This is a genomic window from Algorimicrobium echini, assembly GCF_900115185.1.
Taxonomy (GTDB): domain Bacteria; phylum Bacteroidota; class Bacteroidia; order Flavobacteriales; family Flavobacteriaceae; genus Algorimicrobium; species Algorimicrobium echini.
On the sequence record NZ_FOVN01000001.1, the window covers coordinates 714,636 to 736,326 of the forward strand.

General features: G+C 33.0%; 17 protein-coding genes. 9 read left to right on the plus strand and 8 right to left on the minus strand.

The window, feature by feature from the left end; all coding sequences use genetic code 11:
- Positions 1 to 188 precede the first annotated feature (188 nt).
- The 4 genes from BM239_RS03310 to BM239_RS03325 all read left to right on the plus strand — a co-directional run bounded on the left by BM239_RS03310 (position 189) and on the right by BM239_RS03325 (position 3,428).
- A complete protein-coding gene (locus BM239_RS03310; protein WP_092206205.1) occupies positions 189 to 1,505 on the plus strand; it encodes a T9SS type A sorting domain-containing protein in 1,317 nt (438 codons plus the stop codon).
- Between the two features lie 79 nt (positions 1,506 to 1,584).
- Positions 1,585 to 2,019, plus strand: coding sequence for a ribose 5-phosphate isomerase B (gene rpiB, locus BM239_RS03315; RefSeq protein WP_092206206.1), 435 nt, complete (start codon positions 1,585 to 1,587; stop codon positions 2,017 to 2,019).
- Positions 2,020 to 2,042: 23 nt separating this feature from the next.
- Entirely contained in the window at positions 2,043 to 2,954 is a 912-nt protein-coding gene (locus BM239_RS03320; protein ID WP_092206207.1) for a cation diffusion facilitator family transporter, read from the plus strand.
- A 30-nt stretch (positions 2,955 to 2,984) separates the two neighbouring features.
- Positions 2,985 to 3,428 carry a GNAT family N-acetyltransferase gene (locus tag BM239_RS03325; protein WP_092206208.1) on the plus strand — a complete coding sequence of 148 codons (444 nt, stop codon included), beginning with the start codon at positions 2,985 to 2,987 and terminating at the stop codon, positions 3,426 to 3,428.
- Between the two features lie 433 nt (positions 3,429 to 3,861).
- Here BM239_RS03325 and BM239_RS03335 read toward each other — a convergent pair whose 3' ends face one another.
- The 6 genes from BM239_RS03335 to BM239_RS03360 form a co-directional block, all read right to left on the minus strand.
- Entirely contained in the window at positions 3,862 to 4,707 is an 846-nt protein-coding gene (locus BM239_RS03335; RefSeq protein WP_092206210.1) for an OmpA family protein, read from the minus strand.
- 35 nt (positions 4,708 to 4,742) lie between these two features.
- A complete protein-coding gene (locus tag BM239_RS03340; RefSeq protein WP_092206211.1) occupies positions 4,743 to 6,377 on the minus strand; it encodes a S41 family peptidase in 1,635 nt (544 codons plus the stop codon).
- Positions 6,361 to 6,762: a ribonuclease P protein component gene (gene rnpA / locus BM239_RS03345; protein WP_092206212.1), complete on the minus strand. Its 402-nt coding sequence runs from the start codon at positions 6,760 to 6,762 to the stop codon at positions 6,361 to 6,363. The genes BM239_RS03340 and rnpA overlap by 17 nt, the downstream gene beginning before the upstream one ends.
- An 83-nt stretch (positions 6,763 to 6,845) precedes the next feature.
- Positions 6,846 to 8,645, minus strand: a complete 1,800-nt coding sequence (locus BM239_RS03350) for a M1 family metallopeptidase (RefSeq protein WP_092206213.1) — start codon at positions 8,643 to 8,645, stop codon at positions 6,846 to 6,848.
- Between the two features lie 62 nt (positions 8,646 to 8,707).
- Positions 8,708 to 10,315, minus strand: a complete 1,608-nt coding sequence (locus BM239_RS03355; protein WP_092206214.1) for a S8 family peptidase — start codon at positions 10,313 to 10,315, stop codon at positions 8,708 to 8,710.
- A 15-nt stretch (positions 10,316 to 10,330) separates the two neighbouring features.
- A complete protein-coding gene (locus BM239_RS03360; RefSeq protein ID WP_092206215.1) occupies positions 10,331 to 11,191 on the minus strand; it encodes an MBL fold metallo-hydrolase in 861 nt (286 codons plus the stop codon).
- 143 nt (positions 11,192 to 11,334) lie between these two features.
- Here BM239_RS03360 and BM239_RS03365 point away from each other — a divergent pair, with 143 nt between their 5' ends.
- The 3 genes from BM239_RS03365 to BM239_RS03375 all read left to right on the plus strand — a co-directional run bounded on the left by BM239_RS03365 (position 11,335) and on the right by BM239_RS03375 (position 15,565).
- Positions 11,335 to 11,679, plus strand: coding sequence for a DUF202 domain-containing protein (locus BM239_RS03365; RefSeq protein ID WP_317042713.1), 345 nt, complete (start codon positions 11,335 to 11,337; stop codon positions 11,677 to 11,679).
- 31 nt (positions 11,680 to 11,710) lie between these two features.
- The gene (locus tag BM239_RS03370) at positions 11,711 to 13,483 is read left to right on the plus strand and encodes an SLC13 family permease (protein ID WP_092206216.1); all 1,773 of its coding nucleotides are present in this window, start codon (positions 11,711 to 11,713) and stop codon (positions 13,481 to 13,483) included.
- A gap of 228 nt (positions 13,484 to 13,711) precedes the next feature.
- Positions 13,712 to 15,565 (plus strand): cation:proton antiporter, encoded by a 1,854-nt coding sequence (locus tag BM239_RS03375; protein ID WP_092206217.1) that lies wholly within the window; start codon positions 13,712 to 13,714, stop codon positions 15,563 to 15,565.
- A 244-nt stretch (positions 15,566 to 15,809) separates the two neighbouring features.
- Here the strand turns inward: BM239_RS03375 and lepA are convergent, their stop codons facing one another.
- Positions 15,810 to 17,606 (minus strand): translation elongation factor 4, encoded by a 1,797-nt coding sequence (gene lepA, locus BM239_RS03380; protein ID WP_092206218.1) that lies wholly within the window; start codon positions 17,604 to 17,606, stop codon positions 15,810 to 15,812.
- A gap of 154 nt (positions 17,607 to 17,760) precedes the next feature.
- Between lepA and BM239_RS03385 the strand changes: the two genes are divergently transcribed.
- Both BM239_RS03385 and BM239_RS15375 read left to right on the plus strand, forming a co-directional pair.
- A complete protein-coding gene (locus BM239_RS03385) occupies positions 17,761 to 20,178 on the plus strand; it encodes an outer membrane beta-barrel family protein (protein ID WP_092206219.1) in 2,418 nt (805 codons plus the stop codon).
- 79 nt (positions 20,179 to 20,257) lie between these two features.
- A complete protein-coding gene (locus tag BM239_RS15375) occupies positions 20,258 to 20,425 on the plus strand; it encodes a hypothetical protein (RefSeq protein ID WP_177208971.1) in 168 nt (55 codons plus the stop codon).
- Positions 20,426 to 20,529: 104 nt separating this feature from the next.
- On the opposite strand, the gene BM239_RS03390 is transcribed toward BM239_RS15375, so the two are convergent.
- A complete protein-coding gene (locus tag BM239_RS03390) occupies positions 20,530 to 21,636 on the minus strand; it encodes a TolB family protein (RefSeq protein ID WP_394333912.1) in 1,107 nt (368 codons plus the stop codon).
- Positions 21,637 to 21,691: the final 55 nt, after the last annotated feature.

Here is a 21,691-nt window from a genome sequence, read left to right on the forward strand (position 1 = left end):
GTTATGAGTTTTTAAAAGGTACTTATTAATAATTTCATATTTTTGGTAAGTAAATAATTTAATAATCTTATAATCAAATAGTTATATTTTTATATATTTACGCTATGAGAAATTCTCCCTCACTCTAATTTCTTTATCAAGTTAAAATAGCATTATAAATTTTTACTAACGTTTTAATCCATTTTAAAATGAAAAAATGCTACACCTATTTTTTAAGCACATCTCTTTTTTTACTTTTTAGTCCATTGGTCCTGGCACAATATACCAGTATTCCAGATGCTGAATTTGAACAATTATTAATAACCGAATCTATTGATAGTGAAGGCATATTAGATGGTCAAGTTTTAAGTAGTGATGTGGCAACTGTAACGAGTTTGGATATTTCCTATACCAGTATTTCTGATATTACAGGAATTCAAGATTTTACGTCTTTAATTTCTTTTGAAGCACTACAAACCACTAATTTGATAGATGTGGATTTAACGGGATTAGCACTTTTGGAAGATATTGATATGTCTTATAGCCTTAATATTGACACATTTGATGTTTCAGGATGTGTTAATTTGAAAAACTTAAATATTTCCCATACTAACTTTGATATATTAGATTTGAATTCTAATAATTTATTGGAAACCATTGATATGTCCTATAGTGGTGTATTAAATTTAGATTTAAATGGTAAAAGTAATCTTACGTGGCTTTATGCAAATCTAGCTGATATTCAAACTTTAGACATTACTGGTTGTTCCGCCTTATCCTTAATTAATATAAACGAAACATCCATCAATGTTTTGGATTTAAGTGGGAATATCGCAATTACTGCTTTGGGTTTTTATAGAACTCATTTGACCACACTTATTTTAAATGGCTGTACTAATCTAACCTCATTAGATTTTAATTGGAATTATGATTTAGCGAGTTTGGATTTGACAAATTGTAGTAATTTAACTGATATTAGTTTTGTAAATGGCTCTTTTATAGATATTGCTTTAAATACAGATGATTTAATAAATTTAGAAACCATTGAGTTTAATAACGGAGGGGTAAGGAGTTTGGATTTACAAAATAGCCCTAATTTAACAACCTTAACGTTTTACTATTCAGGTATTAGTAATTTGGACTTACGCAATGGAAATAACACCAATTTAGACATAAGTATTGAAGGGACTAGTCTTGAGTGTATTAGTGTTGATGACGTTGATTACGCCACTAACAATTGGCCCGATGTGGTAGATGATGTTGTTTACAGCACGGACTGCTCTACATTAACTTTAAATGAAATTCAAACTGAATCTTTGAAATTATACCCTAATCCGAGTTCAGAATTTTTACAAATATCAGGTTTACAGCAAAATGTAAATTATAGTATTTTAGATTTTCAAGGCAAACAAATGCAATCTGGAACGCTTATACCTCAAGAAAATATTCCAATTAACTCATTACAATCAGGACTTTATTTTTTGAGAATAGATTCTGGTACCAACTTTAAATTCATTAAAAAATAACGGATATACTCAAACTATCTAAACTTAAAGATATCGGTTTATTTTTTTACCTTTAACGAGATTCTAAACGTTATAAAAAATGAAAATATCTATAGGAAACGATCACGCAGGAACCGATTATAAACTAGCTGTTGTAAAGCATTTAGAAGCTAAAGGCCATCAGGTTACCAACTACGGAACAGATTCTAACGATAGCGTAGACTATCCAGATTTTGTACATCCTGTAGCAGAAGATGTGGAACTTAAAAAAGTAGATTTTGGAATCATTATCTGCGGATCTGGAAATGGTGCCAACATGACTGCAAATAAACATCAAGGTGTGCGTTCCGCCTTATGTTGGACGAAAGAAATTACAGCTTTAGCCAGACAACATAACGATGCTAATATTTTAAGCATTCCAGCTCGTTATACTGCCGTTCAGCAAGCTATACAAATGGTAGATACGTTTTTAGAAACGGCTTTTGAAGGTGGTAGACATCAAAATCGTGTGGATAAAATTCCAGTTTCTTGTTAATTCCAAATTAAAATTAGCATGAAATGGGTCATACGCATGCAGACAACCACCAGCATCTGGAAATGAGAGGAAGAAACTTACTAATTTCCATTCTTCTTAATATCCTTATTACTTTAGCACAAGTTATTGGTGGTTTGGTTTCTGGAAGTTTATCGTTGTTGAGTGATGCCCTCCATAATTTTAGCGATGTTATATCACTAATTATTAGTTACGTTGCTTCCAAACTTACCAAACAAAAAGCGTCTGTTAATAGAACGTTTGGTTTTAAACGTGCTGAAATTTTAGCGGCTTTTATTAATGCTACTACGCTTATAATTGTAGCATTAATTCTTATTAAAGAGGCTGTTATACGTTTTCAAGAACCACAAATTATAGAATCTGGTTTGGTTATTTGGCTTTCAGCTATTGCTATTTTAGGCAATGGCTTTTCGGTGCTATTACTTAAAAAAGATTCCAAATCAAATCTTAATATGCGTTCAGCTTATTTGCATTTGCTAACTGATATGTTGGCAAGTGTGGCTGTTTTAATTGGAGGCTTGCTCATGAAATATTACCAGTTGTTTTGGATAGATAGTGTGTTAACCTTTCTAATTGCTGTATATTTAATTTGGGTTGGTTGGGATTTATTAAAAACCTCCACCAAAATGATTATGCTTTTTACACCAGATCATATTGACATTGAAGAGGTGGTTAAAACGGTTAATAAAATACCAAAAGTAAAAAAATTGCACCATGTTCATATCTGGAATTTAAGTGATAATGAGTTGCATTTGGAAGCACATTTAGATTTATATGAAGATATATCCATCACTGAATTCGATAGCTTATTAACATCAATTGAACAGGTTTTGCATGATGAATTTGATATCAATCATGTAACCATTCAACCAGAATTTGAAAAGCAAGATCCTAAAGAAGTGATAGTTCAAGATTAACAAGATTAAGTTTTAAAACATACATAATACATGTTAAACATCTATACCAAAACATTTCAGGAATTAACAATCAATGAGTTATACCAAATATTACAATTACGAAGTGAAGTTTTTGTAGTGGAGCAAGATTGCGTGTATCAAGATATAGATGGAAAAGATGCTAAAGCGCTTCATGTTTTAGGTATTAAAAACGATATATTGGTAGCCTACACACGTATTTTTAAACCTGGTTTTTATTTTGATGAAGCGAGTATTGGTCGAGTTGTTGTTAAAAAAACCGAACGCAAACACCAATATGGTTATGATATTATGAGAGCTTCTATGGAAGCCATAAAAAATACGTATAACGAAACCACTATTAAGATTTCTGCACAAACGTATTTAAAAACATTCTATACTAATTTAGGGTTTCAGGAGGTTGGCGATGGGTATTTGGAGGATGGTATTCCACATATTGGAATGGTTAAAAATTAAAATTAATGTCCGTTTAACATTTCTCTTTTATAATAAAAAATCACACATTGTAACTTTTCAATTTTTTATCAAATAATGAAACAGACATTAATAAATTTTGGTACAATTTAGCCCACTATTTTTTTAAATGTAAACGTAGTAATAAAATATACTAAAGAAAATAATAAAAATATTGTTCCAATCATTGCGAAAAATTCAACAAACCTCATTAACATACTTGGTTCTTTAGGATCACCATCCATTATAAATCCGAGTGTTGTAAAAATAGATGATAGAATAAAAATTTTAAAAAGATTTTTCTTCATTTTGATTGATATTAAGTTAATATGTTATACTTAAATAACGAGTATATAGCTGAATTTATTATTATTTTCAAAATAGTTTTTTTTTAATGTGTATTGAATTCAGGGTGTAATTTTTACATTACACATAACTAATTTTTCCCACCAACATACGTTAGTAATATTTCCACACGTCTGTCAAATTTGGCTTCGCCACCTAAAGGGAATCTTCCACGCATACCTACGTATTTCATGCGCTTTTTATCCACACCTTTTCGTGCTAAATAATCGTAAATAAATTTAGCTCTAGTAACTGATAAATTTTGCTTATTTGTTGCTCTATCAACCGCATCGCGACGATTTTGTGTACAACATACGTGCCCTTGAATGGTAAAATAGATGTCGTCTCGCTCAATGAGGGTTTCAGCAATTTTCTCTAAAGTTTTTTTAGATTCTGGTAATAAATAACTGTAACCTGTTTTAAATAAAATATTTTCTAATAAAAACTTATCTCCAGCTTTTACATCACCTTTTAATGCTTCAGAAAATTCCTTTTTTTTAGGTTTTACTAAATCGGCTTCTGTTCTTGGAGGCGAGTAGGGTTTTACGCGGATTTCAACCTTACGGTTTAAACCACGAATTTTGGCTATATTCTCTTCATCTAAAACTTTTAATAACACTTCACCTTTCCCATCTACATTAGTAATTTTAGTCTCGTCAAACTCATTATTAGAGAAAATGGTTTTAATAGAGTTAGCACGATATTGTGAGAGTTTTAAATTGTAGGAATCGCTTCCTGTATCGTCTGTAAAACCATAAATGGAAATTTTTTCGATGTCTAAAGATTCAATTTCGGATAGGAATAACAGCAAACGACTTTCTTCCGTGGGTAACACCACGTATTGATCGGTTTCAAAAAATACAATATGCCTGCGCTCTTCTTGCGAAAAAAGCCAGTTGAAACCAATAAAAAATAGGATGACTATTCTTGTTTTCATTACTAAAAGGGCAAATGAATCTCAATATATTTAAATTATTTTAAATAACCATTATACGTACCAGGATTCGATAAGATGCTAGCTGCTTTTTTTATTTCTAAATTATGAACTTTATAATAGTCATATAAGCCTTCGCGATATACATAACGCTTCACTATTTCATCTGTTAATAGTGTTAATAAATCGTCCTTATTCTCATCAATAGCTAGTGCTTTGGAGTTATTTAAATTACTAATTAGCGTGTTATAGTCTTTTTGAATATTATCATCCAAATTTTCTTTTTCGGCACTTTTTAGGACATCTTCCAGAGCTTTTTCGGTTTCTGTAACGTATGTAAAGTCGTTGGTTTTTAAGTAAGTTTTAAAGTTATTAAAATCGGCATCAGACAATTCAAAATCCGTAACATTTAAATTTGGATGTTTGTAGTAATAATCGGTAGCATAATCGAAAATTAAAAAGTCGTTCTGAATGGCATTTGTAATGGCTGTATTTTCATTTACATTTAAAGTTTCATCAGGCAAAACGCCTCCACCATCAAAAACCTTACGACCATTTTTGGTTTTAAATTCGTTGTATTTATCTTTTTCTATACGCACGGCGTTTCCATTTTCATCACGATGCCAGTAATCTAAAGCTTGAATACAACGACCAGAAGGCGTATAATATCGTGAAATGGTAATTTTAAGCTGTGTTCCATAAGATAATGGTTTAGGCCTTTGCACCAATCCTTTTCCAAAACTTCTAGAACCGACAATTACTGCTCTATCTAAATCTTGTAAGGAACCAGAAACAATTTCGCTGGCAGACGCACTACCACCATTAATTAAAACGACCAAGGGTATGTTGGTGTCTATTGGTTCTTTTTGGGTGTAGTAAGAGCGATTGTATTTTTTGACTTTAGATTTTGTGGTTACTACTAATTGCCCTTTAGGTACAAATAAATTCACCACATTTACAGCTTCTAATAGTAAACCACCAGGATTACCACGTAAATCTAAAATTATACGTTCGGCACCTTGAGCTTTTAAATCGCGTAAGGCATAACCTGTTTGTTGAGATGCTTTATTATTAAACTTATTCAGTACAATATATCCTGTTTTATCATCGACTAGAGAAAAATGTGGAACCGCATCAATTTCAATTTCCGATCGGGTTATTTTTGTAGTAAATTCCTTTCCTTGTCGCAAATAAGTTACGTTTACTTGAGAACCATTGGTACCTTTTAGTAAATCGCCAGCATCATCTTTATAATTTGCTATAACGGTATTTTCAACTTTTATAATTTCATCACCTGCTTTTAAACCGGCTTTATCAGCTGGATAGTCTTTGTAAGGCTCTATGATAATTAATTTGTCTTTCATGGTACGCACGTTGGCACCAATACCTGTATAATCGCCTGTACGTCTTATTTTTTCAGCTTCTACATCTTGTTCATTGTAAAATTGGGTATAGGGATCCAAATCTTTCAACATACTTTTAATGGCAGTATCCATTAATTCTGCAGGATTGGTTTCATCCACATAATTCATATTAATTTCTTTGTATAATGTGGTGAAGATTTCAATTTGCTTGGCTATTTCAAAAAAATCGTTTTGAAATGCCGAACCTGTTATGAAAATAGTGAGCGCAAAAAAAGGGATTAATATGCGCTTTTTAAGTATTTTTTTCATTGTTAGTTTCTTTATGCATGGCGTTTGTAAACTTTTTAAATAGTTTATTCATGGACTGCTCCACATGGTTATACGTTGGTTTGTTGTTACCAATGTACAAAATCATAAACGCATATGATGTTGTAATGTTGTTAAAATATGTGGTTTTGTTTAATCTGTAGGCTTCACGCATAAGGCGTTTTATACGGATCCTATCCACTGCTTTTTTAAAGTGTTTTTTAGATACAGAAACGCCTGTTTTTATTGGACCATCGGTATTTTGAGGTGTGGTTTCAATATACACCATACGTAATGGATATGCAGAAACCGATTGCCCTTCGGTAAAGAGTTTATCTATCAGTTTTTTACTTTTTAATTTTTCGTGTTTGTTGTAGGTTCTATCCATGCCGTTTCAAAGGTACAAAGTAAGCATAAAAAAAAGCTGCTTTCATTAAAAAAGCAGCTTTTTGAACACTTAAAAAAATAAATTTACTTTTCTAATTTATTATTGTCTCTGTTAACATCGGCAACCCATTGTTTTGGGTCTATTTCAACCGATTTTACAGTTTTAGAAACCTCAAACGTGTAGTTTGGATTTGCCCAAGCCCAATCTGCAATTATAGTGGCTTCTGTTGGTTTTTCGCCACGCATCATTTGTAGTGGAATGTAAAAATCTTCTGTGGTGCCATCGGTATAGGTAACCGTTAAATCTATAGGCATTGGCATAATACCTATTCGTTTTAAAGATACGGTTTTATCGGTAATACTATCTACTGCATAATCAATGGTGTTAGTAGTTTGAGCAAAATCAATTAGGTACCAATCTAATTCAAAATCGGTTACTTTTTCAGCTGTACGAATAATATCTAAAGGTTTTGGATGTTTAAAAGCAAAGTCATTAAAGTATTTTTTAAGGGTTGTTTTTAAATTTTCTTCACCAATAATATATCCTAGTTGCGATAAGAAAACTTCGCCTTTACTGTAAGCAGCAATACCATAAGCTTGATTATAGGTATAACGATCTGCATGTGTTGTTAAAGGCTGTTCTTTGCCAGATTTTGCTAAAAACAAATAACTTCTGTAAGCACCTGAAGTTGGATTTTCTTTACCTTCATCCATAACTTCATTCATAGCATAATCACTTATATAACTTGTAAAACCTTCATCCATCCATTCGTGTTTCGCTTCGTTAGTTGCTAATAAAAACTGAAACCATGTATGTGCTAATTCATGAGCCGTTACACCAACTAAACTACCAAACGAACGATTACCTGTAATTAAAGTACACATGGCGTATTCCATACCTCCATCACCACCTTGAATAACCGAATATTGCTTGTAAGGATAGGTGCCTATATGCTCACTAAAATATTGCATAAGTTCAACCGTTTTTGGTTGCAATTTTTTCCAATCTGCTTGCTTTTCAGCATCCAAAGTGTTTTTGTAGTAAAAATGTAGCATTGGCCCATTAGGGACTTGCACTGAATCATGAATATAATCTGGATCTGCTGCCCATGTAAAATCGTGAACCATAGGTGCAACAAAATGTAGTGTTTTTTTCTTCCCTTTTGTTTTTACGTCATCTTGAAGGTAACCTGTTCCACCAACAACGTAGTCTTTATCAATGGTTAATTTCACATCAAAATCACCCCAAACACCGTGAAACTCACGACCAATATAAGGATCGGCATGCCAGCCTTCAAAATCGTATTCAGCTAATTTTGGATACCATTGTGTCATGGATAAAGCCACCCCTTCTTTATTATTTCTTCCTGAACGACGAATTTGAACAGGCACTTGGCCATCAAAATCCATATCAAACGTTACAGATTCTCCGGGTTGAATAGGCTTTGCTAATTGTACTTCTAAAACAGTACCAACAGTTTCATGTTTTAAAGTTGTTCCGTTTTGTTTTAAAGAGTTGACTTTAATATAACCAATTTCATGAGGTTGTAGTTTACTAATTCTATCACCTACACGACCATCTGGATCAGCAATAGTTCTAGAACGAATATCCATTTCGCTATTAGGCTGAAAGGCATTGAAATACAAATGGTAATACACACGATTTAATACATCGGGTGAATTATTAGTATACACTAATGTTTGTTTTCCCTGATATTGATAGGATTCCACATCCATATCAATCTCCATTTTATAATCAACATGTTGTTGCCAATAGTAAGGATTATTGGATTTTGTAGCTGGATTTTGTGCCGTTATTGGGCTTGTAGTACTACAAGCGAATAAGAGACTTAAACAGCCAATGGATAGCATGAGTTTTTTCATAATATGTATAATTTAAGTAAAAAAAATCCCATCGGTTAAGATGAGATTTTTTGTAGTAATATCTATTTTATTTGGCTTGCCATAATTAATGCGTTGTATGCATTGACCATTTTAGCCGATTTTGTTAAATCGCCAAAAGGTCTGACATCAGTGGCTTCTCCACCTACAATTACATTTGTTTTAACAGCTATTCCAGAATCTAAAATTACTTGTTTCACTTGTTCAGCAGATAATTTTGGATAGTATGAGCGAATTAAAGCAGCAACTCCAGCAACAGCAGGTGCAGCCATTGAGGTACCACCTTTTGTATCGTATTCATTTTCTGGAGTGGTTGAATATACTTTAGCACCTGGTGCAAATACATCCACATTTATTTTACCATAGTTAGAGAAACCAGCAATGATTCCAGAACCATATTTTGGCTCTAACGCACCAACAGTTATAAAGGTTTTAGATACTTCTGGACCTGTTCCTATAGCATCGTTTGGAAACACATTAGTTTCGTCAATATCAATACCTTCATTTCCAGCAGCATTAATAAAAAGCACATCGTTATCACTAGCGTATTTTATAGCATCACGAACCCAATCACTATGTGGTGAGTAGTATTTTCCAAAACTTCCATTAATTATTTCGGCTCCATTATCAACAGCATAACGAATAGCCAAAGCAATATCTTTATCATACTCATCTCCATTTGGAACGGCACGTAAACTCATTAATTGTGCATTATTTGCAACACCATTTGCGCCTAAACCATTGTTACGTTCAGCTAAAATAATTCCTGCAACATGTGTTCCATGACTTTCCCCTTTTTCAGAAGGCATAACATTGCCATTTCCGTATCCTACATCCGATAAATCGTCTGGATTGTCACCTGTTTTACGGCCTTTTAAATCTTTGTTCAAATTAACGTTTAATTGGTCTGTAAAGTAATCTACACCTTCTTTTATTGCTTTTAGGGCAGCAGTTGAAGAATTGAAACCATTAGCATACATATTTTGTAGCATAGCTGTAGCTTGTTTTACCTCTGCTTTATCTGTTTCTATGGCAGTTACTTCTTCTTTTGTGTATTCTTCTTTTCCTAAATGTGTTGCAACGGTTTCATCTGCACTTTTTACCATTTGGTAAATTTGGTCATAACGTTGTTTGTTGGCTAAAGCTTCTTGATATTTTTCGTCATATTCGGCTACGGCTGCTTCATATTGAGGATTAGATTTATCGCCTTTTGCAATAATTCTAACAAATTCCAATTGCTCATCGTAAGCATCACCTAAAAAATTCCATCCATGAATATCATCAATATAACCATTGTTATCATCATCGATACCGTTTCCAGCAATTTCGTCTTCATTTGTCCAAAGAACACCATCTAAATCTTCATGGCCAATATCAATTCCAGAATCGATTACTGCAACAATTACTGTTTTACCTTTTTTGTTTTTAATGATTTCAGCATATGCTTTATCAACACTCATACCCGGAATCGTATCTTTAACAAGGTCTAAATGTCCCCAATTTTGCTTTTCAGCTTCTGTAAGATCACTGACTTTTAGAGGTACAGTATCAATATTTTCTATTGGTGTCGAAATAACTTCGGCACCACTACCGCAACTGGTCATTACTGCAGCGATACTCGCTGTAAATACAAACGATTTAATAAATTTCATGTTTAAAATATAAGTTTAGTTAAAAATATCATTACAGGTAAAAACGTCTTGTAATCGCACGCCTTTTTCCGTGTTTTTTACTGTAATTATTTCATTGTGTGCGTCGTGCTCCAAAAATAGGTAATAATTATTATCTGCTGCCATTTTCAGAAATTTTTCTTTTTCGTCTAATGTCAGTAATGGTCTGGTATCATACCCCATAACAAAGGGTAATGGCAGGTGTCCTGCAGTTGGTAACAAATCGGCCATAAAACAAATGGTTTTTCCTTTATAGTGAATTATAGGAATCATTTGTTTATCGGTGTGGCCATTGGCATAGAAAATATCGAAACCTAATTCTGATTTCTGTTGCATATCTCCATTTGGAACTTGTGTAAATTTCAATTGTCCACTTTGCTCCATGGGAATTATGTTTTCTTTTAAAAATGAGGCTTTTTCCCGATTATTTGGTTTTGTGGCCCATTGCCAATGATCTTGATTGCTCCAAAAATGGGCATTTTTAAAAGCTGGCTCGTAGTTGGTTTTGTCCTTATTCCATTGTATGCTACCACCACAATGATCAAAATGTAAGTGTGTCATGAACACATCTGTAACATCATCACGGTGAAATCCATGTTTTTTTAATGACTTATCTATGGAGTCATTTCCCCATAAATAGTAATAGCCATAAAATTTATCACTTTGTTTATTGCCCATACCAGTATCAATAAGTATCAGTTTATTACCATCTTCAATTAATAAACAACGTGCGGCAATATCAATCATATTATTGCTATCGGCTGGGTTGGTTTTTTGCCAAAGTGATTTTGGTACCACGCCAAACATGGCGCCTCCATCAAGTTTAAAATTACCGGAATTTATAGGATATAATTTCATAAGCATGCAAATTACAAATTCACACCATATTACTGAAAATTATGGTCTGATATTAGAGGTTTTTTAACATTTTAAAACGTAAAGAAGATTTAGGTTTTATTTGTTGCTGTGAAAAATTAATCTAATTTTATAAAAAGGAAATTATGAAAACACCCTCACCTTTAAAAATAAAAAAAATGAAATTACTTCGGTTTGGTCGTGATTTTAAACCAGATGATGAGGTGATTTTAAGAGATTATTTAGCTATTGAACGCACGCGTTTAGCCAATGAAAGAACCTTGTTATCCTATATCAGATCGTCCTTGTATTTATTATTGGGTGGTATTGCGTTTTTACAACTTAAAGATTTTCCTGATTTTCAATATTTAGCTTTATTATCATTAGTTTTTAGTGCACTTTTTTTTGTAATTGGTGTGTATCGTTTTGTATTACTAAAAAAGAGTTTAAAACGCTTATACTACATGTCCGAATCCAAAAACGATGATTAATTTTATGTAGAAATACTTAATACGTTGCCTTATGAGTATACACCTCATGATTACGTTTGCCATTATAATTATTGGTGTCTTTCTATTTGTAAAGGACTATTTCTCTATTGATACAACATCCATACTTATTATGGCTTTATTTATTGTATCAGGTGTGCTAAATCCTGAAGAAGGCTTTTCAGGATTTAACCATCCAGCAACCATTACTTTGGGTTGTATTTTTGTGGTAAGTGGTGGTGTGTTCCATTCCGGAATTTTAGATGGGTTGAGTTATAAAATCATTAAGCTAGCTAAAATTCATTACATGGTAGCATTAGTTGTTTTCTGCGTCATCACGGCATTATTCTCTGCGTTTATCAATGATACGGCTGTTGTGGCACTCATGTTGCCTATTGCTTTAACTGTTTGCCGAGAAACGGATATTAGCCCAGGAAAATTACTCATGCCTATTTCTTTTGCTGCGCTCTTTGGTGGAACCTGTACTTTAATAGGGACCTCTACAAATATTTTGGTAAGTAGTTATGCCAAGCAGTATGGCTTGGAACCTTTTGGGATGTTCGAGTTTAGCCAAGCTGCTGTTTGCTTATTAATTGTGGGATTTTTATATATCTTTTTTATCAGTCCATTATTGCTTCCTAAAAATAAAAAACCAGATGCCTTAACACTTGAAGCTAAACAATATATAACCGAATTAATGGTTGCGGAAGATTGTAGTGATATTGATAAATTAATTTCAGAATCCATATTAACAAACGACTACAACATATCTGTTTTATCTATTTTAAGAGATAATTATTTAATGCACGATTTAAAACCCGAAACCATTATTAAAAAAGGAGATATTCTTAAGGTGATGCTCCCTCCTCAAACCATTAATAGATTACTAGATATTAAAGGGTATCAGGTAGAAGGAAGTCAGCGTATTAAAAGTGCTGAAGATGCTGCAGAAGCCTACCATATTTATGAAGTTATTATTCCTTTTGGATCTAATTTAGCTGAAGGCTCATTAAAATCCATGCGTTTTAATCGGACCTACAATATGGCTGTTTTAGCAATCCGTCAACGTGGTGATGTGTTATTAGATAAGCTAACTTCTATTCCATTAATGGAAGGTGATATGTTGTTAGTGTTAGGAAGTAAAACCGAACTTAAAAATTTAGAGAATCAGAAATTAGTGGTAACACTTTCGGAATACGAGAAGAAAAACACCAATTATAAAAAAGCCATTCCAGCCGTGTTGATTGGAATAGGTGTGGTTTTAGCAGCATCATTAAATTTAACCACTATTTTAATAAGTGCTATGATTGGTGCTTTACTGATGATTTTAACAGGCATTTTAAAACCTAAAGAAGCTTATCAAGCCGTTGAGTGGAAAGTTATTTTTATGATGGCAGGTGTCCTATCTATGGGAACCGCTTTAGAAAAAACAGGAGGAGCCACTTTAATTGCTGATGTTATTGAAAAAACGTTTGGCCAATATGATGCACATATTACTTTAAGTTTGCTATACTTGGTGACTTTTATTTCCACAAATTTAATTTCAAGTAAAGCCACAGCTGCCCTAATGACTCCTGTAGTTATAAGTTTAGCATCTATCATGGAAGTAAGCGAACGGCCTTTTTTAGTAGCTGTTATGTTTGCTTGTTCTTTAACATTTATGACACCTATGAGTTATCCAACAAATACCATGGTTTATGCGCCAGGTAATTATAAGTTTAACGACTTTTTAAAGGTAGGAACCCCTTTAAACTTTATAATTTGGGTAGCAGCGTCTTTTATTATTCCCTATTTCTTTCCGTTTTAAAATCAATATTTTATAGATTTTATAACACACTATCAACAGAAAATTTATTGACGTTGAATAAAAAACCTTATTTTACGACCCAAATAAAAATAGAAGAACCGTTTTTAGATGTATTAGTTTTAAAAATAATTAGAATTTTTACAAGTTTATTTTTAGAACTCTCCATTGTTTTTTGTTAGATTTAATAATAAATACGACCATCTAAAATCGAATTTAAATAAATATTATATGTTAGAATTAGGCGGTATTATCATATTAGGCATTTTAGCACAATGGGTAGCTTGGAAATTAAAAATACCGGCTATTCTACCTTTAATTTTAATTGGCTTGTTAGTAGGTCCTATTGCTGCTGAATTTTTATCAGCTGATGGGTCCAAATGGATTGAACCTATTTGGAATGGTGAAAAAGGATTGTTTCCAGGCGAAAGTTTGTTTTATTTCGTGTCTTTAGCCATTAGTATCATTCTTTTTGAAGGCGGACTCACCTTGCGGATGGGCGAAATTAAAAATGTGGCACCTGCTATTACAAAACTAATAACTGTTGGATCCATTGTTACGTTTTTTGGAGCAGCAGTTGCGGCTCATTATATATTTTATTTAAGTTGGGAAATTTCATTTTTATTTTCTGCCTTGATAATTGTTACAGGACCAACCGTAATAACGCCTATTTTACGAAATATTCCACTAAAAAAAGATGTCTCAGCCGTTCTTAAATGGGAAGGTATTTTAATAGATCCTATTGGAGCATTAGTAGCCGTTTTAGTCTTTGAGTTTATTAGTGTAGATGCTGGTGGTGAATACACTAAAACAGCTTTTATTGAATTTGGAAAAATAGTGCTTTTTGGTTTTACCTTTGGTTTCACATTTGCACATGCACTAAACTTTATAATGAATAGAAAATGGATACCTCATTATTTAATGAATGTATTTGCATTAGCAGCTGTTTTAGGGGTTTTTGTGCTTTCTGATGTCTTTGCACATGAATCTGGACTTTTAGCTGTTGTGGTTATGGGAATGGTTTTGGGGAACTCTAAATCTCCGTATTTAAAAGAGCTCCTTTATTTTAAAGAATCTTTAAGTATTCTATTAATTTCAATTCTGTTTATTCTTTTAGCCGCTAATATAAATTACCAAGACTTATTACTAATTTTTAATTGGAATACTGCAGTTCTTTTTGCTGTTGTGGTGTTTGTACTAAGACCACTAGGCGTGTTTTTAAGTACACAAGGTTCAAATTTAAAACTCAATGAAAAATTATTTATCAGTTGGGTTGGGCCTCGTGGTATAGTTGCAGCCGGAATAGCTTCATTATTTGGATTAAAATTAGCTAAAGATGGAGTAGAGGGTGCAGAATACATTACACCTTTAGTGTTTATGATTGTTCTGGGAACCGTATTATTAAACGCTACAACTGCACGTATGTTTGCTAAATTAGCTGGTGTATTTTTAACAAAGTCTGAAGGTATCTTAATTGTAGGTGCCTCTAAAGTATCTCGTTTAATAGGTCATTATTTAGAAACCCATGGAAGGCACGTGGTTCTTATTGATAGTAATCAAAGTAACATAGCTAAAGCTTCTGAATTAGGATTAGAAGCCTTAAACACCAATATATATTCCGACAAGCTTATGGATAATATTGAACTAAATGATATGGGCTATATCATGGCCTTAACAGGAAGCTCGGATATTAATAAATACGCCATAAATAAATTCAGTAAACAATTTGGTGAAAATGGTGCATTTAGACTCCTTACAGCTACAGAAATGCAGGATACCAACAACAGTCCAGATCAAGGCTTGTTTTCCCATACAGACGATTATAATTCATTAACTTCTGTTATTAATAAATACCCTTCTATTCATGAAATTTCTTTAGAAGACAAGGACCACTATAAAGATTTGATTGAAGTAACTAAAAAAGACCAGGAAATCATTCCACTATTTTTAAAAGATTCCAATGGCGAACTTCAAATTATTTCTTCGAATAACCAAATGGAAGACCGTATCGAATCGGGTTGGGAATTAGTTTATGTAGGAAAACCTTTAGATGTTGAAAAAATTGTTGAAGAAGTAAGAAGTTAAATGGATAAAATAAGTTACTGCAATATTAGATACTAACCGCAAAAAAAATCCTTTAAATTAACAGGTTAATTCAGTAATTAACATGCTTTTTCCTTAATTAAAAGTTTTAATTACTGATTAAATTCAGAACTAGACTTTAAAACGTGAAATTAAATCTGAATTTTTGACTATTAAAAAAAGCTCATAGTTATATGAGCTTTTTTTTATTCTTATGCATCTTGATAGCTATCGAGATGGGAATTTTTTAATCATTTAATTTCAATACAGCCATAAACGCTTGTTGTGGAATTTCTACATTTCCAACTTGACGCATTTTCTTCTTACCTTTTTTCTGCTTTTCTAATAACTTACGCTTTCTAGAAATATCACCACCATAACATTTAGCAGTTACATCTTTACGGAGCGCTTTAATGGTTTCACGGGCAATAATTTTAGCTCCAATAGCAGCTTGAATAGGAATATCAAACTGTTGTCTTGGAATTAATTCACGTAATTTTTCGGTTATTTTCTTTCCAATGGTATAGGCATTATCAGCGTGAATTAAAGCTGAAAGTGCATCCACTGGCTGTGCATTTAATAAAATATCAACACGAACTAATTTAGAGGCACGCATGCCAATTGGTGAATAATCAAAAGAAGCATACCCTTTAGAAACTGTTTTTAATCGATCATAAAAATCAAAAACAATTTCAGCTAATGGCATGTCAAAAGTTAATTCTACACGTTCGGTTGTTAAATAGGTTTGGTTGGTAATTACACCACGTTTGTCAATACACAAAGACATAACGTTTCCAACAAATTCCGATTTGGTAATAATGGTAGCTTTAATATACGGTTCCTCAACACGGTTAAGTGAAGAAGGGTCCGGCAGATCACTAGGATTGTTTACAATAATTGCATCCTCTGGATGTTTATGTGTATAAGCGTGGTAAGACACGTTAGGAACTGTTGTAATAACCGTCATGTCAAACTCGCGTTCCAACCGTTCTTGAATAATTTCAAGGTGTAACATACCTAAAAATCCACAACGGAACCCGAAACCTAATGCAGCTGAACTCTCTGGTGTAAACACTAAAGAGGCATCATTAAGTTGCAGCTTTTCCATTGACGATCTTAAATCTTCATAATCTTCTGTATCCACTGGATAAATTCCAGCAAAAACCATTGGTTTTACATCTTCAAAACCACTAATAGCATTCACTGTTGGATTTTTTGCATCGGTAATAGTATCACCAACCTTAACTTCTTTAGCTTCTTTAATTCCAGTAATTAGGTAACCAACATCGCCAGCTTTTATTTCTGTTCTAGGAAATTGCTTCAAGCGCAATGTGCCTACTTCATCGGCATTATAGGTTTTTCCTGTGGCTATGAATTTAATGTGTTGCCCTTTTTTAATGGAGCCATTAATGACTCTAAAATACGTTTCTACACCTCTAAATGGATTATAAACCGAGTCGAAAATTAAAGCTTGAAGTGGTTCATCTACCGTACCACTTGGCGCAGGAACACGTTCAATAATGGCTGCTAAAATATCTTCAATACCCAATCCTGTTTTAGCACTTGCTGGAATAATTTCGTCACGATGGCAACCTAATAAATCTACAATATCATCCTTAACTTCTTCTGGATTGGCACTTGGCAAGTCTATTTTATTTAGAACAGGAATGATTTCCAAATCGTTCTCTAAAGCTAAATATAAGTTAGAAATGGTTTGGGCTTGAATGCTTTGCGCGGCATCAACAATTAATAAGGCGCCTTCGCAAGCAGCAATAGATCGGGAAACTTCATATGAAAAATCTACGTGTCCTGGTGTATCAATTAAGTTTAAAACATATTGCTCACCTTTGTAAATGTAATCCATCTGGATGGCGTGCGATTTAATAGTAATACCACGTTCGCGCTCCAAATCCATACTATCTAATAGCTGATTTTGCTTTTCACGATCCGTTACGGAACCGGTGAATTCCAGTAATCTGTCAGCTAATGTACTTTTACCGTGATCTATGTGTGCAATAATGCAAAAATTTCTAATGTGCTTCATAACCTGTTGTCTAGCATGATAACTAATTTGCAAATATAATTGTTTTATTATGCTTTAAATATATATAACAAACAATCTTAATATATTATTTACGGGAAAACCGTAATTTTTAGTAAAAAACTATTTTTATATTGCAAGACCAAAATTTTTTTTAATGAAAATCAAGTCTTTACTCGTTCTTAACTTTTTTAGTTTGTTTGTTTCATTATCTGTTTTTTCGCAAAGTTTTTCAGTTTCTGGAAAATTAGTTGATTTGGAAAAACAACCAATTTCCTATGCGAATATTTTGTTGCTATCTAGTCAAGATTCTACAGCAATTAAAGGTACTACATCTTTAGATGATGGTTCTTTTAATATTGAAAATGTGTCAGCAGAAAGCTATACGCTTAAAATAAGTTTTGTAGGTTTTAAAGATGTTTTAATACCTATTCAAATTACAGATTCTGACTACGTTATGGCTGAAGTTACTTTAGAAGAATCGGCTGAATCATTAAACGAAGTGTCTATTATAGCCAATAAACCGACCCTTAAAAAGGAAGTAGATCGCTTGGTTTTTAGTGTTGCAAATACGGCTTTAAGTGATGGTAACATGAAAGAGGTTTTAAAAAACACACCCAGTGTTTTAATTCTAGATAACAGTTTAATGGTTAGAAATGCAACACCTACAGTGTATATAAACGATCGCAAAGTACACCTTTCAGATGCCGAGTTATTACAGTTGTTAGAGGGAACACCTGCAAATTCCATAAAATCCATTGAAGTTATTACCAATCCACCAGCGAAATATGATGCTGAATCTGGTGTGGTTTTAAATATCATCATGACGAGGAACTTGGCCACAGGTTATAGAGGTACGGCATTTGCTAATTTTACGCAAGGAACCTATTCTCGTTATAATGCAGGAATATCTAATTTTTATAAAACCGATAAAATAAATGTTTTTGCAAGTTACAGTTATACCGATGATAAAATAGCACGCGTGAGTGATGAACGTGTTAATTATAGAGACAATACAGGCGTTTATGAGCGTTGGTATTCAGATATTGACAGAACAACGTGGTCTCAAACACACACACTAAATACCAATTTCGATTATTTTATAAATGATAAAAACACGATAAGTTTTTCTGCTAATTTGTTGTATTTGCCCGAATTTGAGTATATCACGAAAGGACATACCGATGTGTTAGATTCAGGATTTAATCAATTGTATAATTTTAATAATGAAAATAATTCTAATGATGATAAATATAATTTCGGTTTTGATTTAGACTACGATTTAAAGTTTGATAACGGCAGTAGCTTATCTTTAAACACACATTTTACGACCTATGATTACCATCGGGATCAACAAGTACAAAGCGTGTATAACGATGTGAATAATAATTTTGATTTTCGAAACCTATTCAGTACCACATCCGATCAAAATACACTAATTAATACCGTTCAAGCGGATTATAGTTTGCCAATAAATGATACATCATCATTTGCTGTTGGTACCAAGGCGTCTTTTGTAAATACGGATAGCCAATTAAACCAGTATAACCTTCAAGGATCTAGTTTTGTTTCTGATGTTACCAACTCCAATGCCTTTGATTATTCCGAAAGTGTATTGGCAGCTTATGCTAGTTTCGATAAGAATTGGGAGAAGTGGAGCTTAAGTTTAGGCTTACGGGTGGAACAAACGGATACAGAAGGGAAATCTGTAGTTACAAACAATACCATTTCACAAGATTATTTTAATTGGTTTCCTACCGCCAATATTAGCTACCAAGCTTCAGAGAAAATTAGTGTGTATTCCAATTATAACCGAAGTATTGGGCGTCCAGATTTTCAATCATTAAATCCGTTTAAGTTCTTCTTGAATGATAATACTATAGTCACTGGAAACCCTAACTTACAACCAACCGTTACCGACCACTTTGTTATAGGAGCCTCTTTAAATAGTAGCTTTTTTGTGGAAGCTTATTACAAAAATATGGATGCTAATGCTATGGAGTTGCCGCTTCAAGATAATGTGAATAATTTATTAATATACACACCAACCAATTTAACAAAAACAACCGAATTTGGATTTGATTTAGTGGGAGTTTTTGATATTACAGACCGATGGAATGTGTACGCAGTAACCTCTTTTTATAATACCGAAGATGAAATAACCCTAAATAATGAATTATTGAAAATGGATACTTGGTCCAATTATTCCATGATGAGTAATTTCTTAACCTTTTTGAAGGATAATAGTCTAACAGCTAATTTTTCACTGATTTATGTTAGTAAATACCAACAAGGATTTCAGACAATAGATTCAAGACTTATCAGCGATTTGTCCATTAAAAAATCTATTTTAAATAATCGCGGATCGGTTACATTAACCTTTGCCGATTTATTCAATACGCAAAATTATACCGTAACTTCTCGGTATTTAAATCAAGATAATTCTAGGTTTTTAAATCAAGATAATAGGTATATAAAATTAGGTTTCTCCTATAAGTTTGGTAACACAGGATTAAGCACCAACCAACGCACCAAAGAGCTTCAAGAACGTGATAGACTGGAGAAGGGAGAGTAGGCTACACAAATCTTCATAGATTACTCCAAGAAATAAAAAAGAAAGACCACTCACTAAATAAGCAGTCTTTAAAAATTACTTGAGAACAGCAATCCTGTTAGTCTTGCCATTCTGCAATAAACAAATTCGTATTATTCTAGGTGTATTTCAGAATCGCAACCCTTCTAGTCTTGCCATTCTGCAATATGGTATCGAAATAAAACTATTTCAGAACAGCAATCCTGTTAGTCTTGCCATTCTGCAATAAACAAATTCGTATTATTCTAGGTGTATTTCAGAATCGCAACCCTTCTAGTCTTGCCATTCTGCAATATGGTATCGAAATAAAACTATTTCAGAACAGCAATCCTTCTAGTCTTGCCATTCTGCAATAAACAAGTTGGTATCTCTTCCACCTCCATTATTTCTATTAGAAGAGAAAATAAGTTTCTTTCCATCGTTAGAAAAAACCGGAAAAGCATCAAAGGTTTCACTGTGTGTTACACGCTCTAAATTTTTCCCATCAATATCAATCAAGTATAAATTAAACGGAAAACCACGTTCGGACTCAAAATTAGATGAGAATAAAACCTTTTTGCCGCTTGGGTGAAAAAATGGACTCCAATTGGCATTTCCTAAATCGGTTAGTTGGCGTAAATCGCTACCATCGGCATTACAGATATACAATTCCATTTCAGTTGGTTGTACTAAACCTTCAGCTAATAAATCTTTATATTCTTTAATTTCTTCGTCTGTTTTTGGTCTAGATGAACGGAAAATAAGTTTGGTACCATCTGGTGAGAAAAAGGCACCGCCATCATACCCTAGTTCAAAGGTAATTTGCTTCACATCACTTCCATCAATATTCATGGTGTATAATTCCAAATCACCACTTCTATCTGATGTAAAGACAATTTTATCACCTTTTGGCGAAACCGTAGGTTCAGCATCATACCCTTTTTCATTGGTTAACTGTGCGGTGATATTGCCTTCTAAATCGGCTACAAAAATATCGTAGGTATCATAAATTGGCCAAATGTATTTACCGTTTTTTCGCAAGGGTGTATCTGGACAATCATCTGCACCTAAATGTGTGGATGCATAGATAATATGCTTATTATCTGGTAAAAAATACGCACAGGTTGTACGGCCTTTTCCCGTGCTTACCATAGGTGGTATGTTATCCTTAAAAGTTTCATCCACGTTCATTAAAAACATCTGATCGCATTTTACATCCCAAGCTGTATTATTGGACTGAAAAACCAATTGCTGATCATCAAAACTCCAATAGGCTTCGGCATTATCGCCACCAAAAGTTATTTGTTTTAAACTTTTAAAATGGGTTTCTTCAGGGTATATTAAGGTGTCAGCCCATTTCGTTGCACCAGATTTAGCATCTGGATTTTCACCTTTATCGGATTTGCAAGAAACAGTTAATACGATTGTTAATAAGCAGAAATAGAAAAATGGTTTCATCATGTGTTCTTATAAAAAAGTGGCAATTATTACGTAATTTCGCCAAAAATAACATTAT

Excerpts from the sequence above, each read along its gene's own strand:
- BM239_RS03385 (WP_092206219.1), top strand. The coding sequence starts at position 17,761 with ATGAAAATCAAGTCTTTACTCGTTCTTAACTTTTTTAGTTTGTTTGTT.
- BM239_RS03350 (WP_092206213.1), bottom strand. The coding sequence starts at position 8,645 with ATGAAAAAACTCATGCTATCCATTGGCTGTTTAAGTCTCTTATTCGCT.
- rnpA (WP_092206212.1), bottom strand. The coding sequence starts at position 6,762 with ATGGATAGAACCTACAACAAACACGAAAAATTAAAAAGTAAAAAACTG.
- BM239_RS03320 (WP_092206207.1), top strand. The coding sequence starts at position 2,043 with ATGGGTCATACGCATGCAGACAACCACCAGCATCTGGAAATGAGAGGA.
- BM239_RS03375 (WP_092206217.1), top strand. The coding sequence starts at position 13,712 with ATGTTAGAATTAGGCGGTATTATCATATTAGGCATTTTAGCACAATGG.
- BM239_RS03325 (WP_092206208.1), top strand. The coding sequence starts at position 2,985 with ATGTTAAACATCTATACCAAAACATTTCAGGAATTAACAATCAATGAG.
- BM239_RS03370 (WP_092206216.1), top strand. The coding sequence starts at position 11,711 with ATGAGTATACACCTCATGATTACGTTTGCCATTATAATTATTGGTGTC.
- lepA (WP_092206218.1), bottom strand. The coding sequence starts at position 17,606 with ATGAAGCACATTAGAAATTTTTGCATTATTGCACACATAGATCACGGT.
- BM239_RS03310 (WP_092206205.1), top strand. The coding sequence starts at position 189 with ATGAAAAAATGCTACACCTATTTTTTAAGCACATCTCTTTTTTTACTT.
- BM239_RS03360 (WP_092206215.1), bottom strand. The coding sequence starts at position 11,191 with ATGAAATTATATCCTATAAATTCCGGTAATTTTAAACTTGATGGAGGC.
- BM239_RS03390 (WP_394333912.1), bottom strand. The coding sequence starts at position 21,636 with ATGATGAAACCATTTTTCTATTTCTGCTTATTAACAATCGTATTAACT.
- BM239_RS03340 (WP_092206211.1), bottom strand. The coding sequence starts at position 6,377 with ATGAAAAAAATACTTAAAAAGCGCATATTAATCCCTTTTTTTGCGCTC.
- BM239_RS03335 (WP_092206210.1), bottom strand. The coding sequence starts at position 4,707 with ATGAAAACAAGAATAGTCATCCTATTTTTTATTGGTTTCAACTGGCTT.
- rpiB (WP_092206206.1), top strand. The coding sequence starts at position 1,585 with ATGAAAATATCTATAGGAAACGATCACGCAGGAACCGATTATAAACTA.
- BM239_RS03355 (WP_092206214.1), bottom strand. The coding sequence starts at position 10,315 with ATGAAATTTATTAAATCGTTTGTATTTACAGCGAGTATCGCTGCAGTA.
- BM239_RS03365 (WP_317042713.1), top strand. The coding sequence starts at position 11,335 with ATGAAAACACCCTCACCTTTAAAAATAAAAAAAATGAAATTACTTCGG.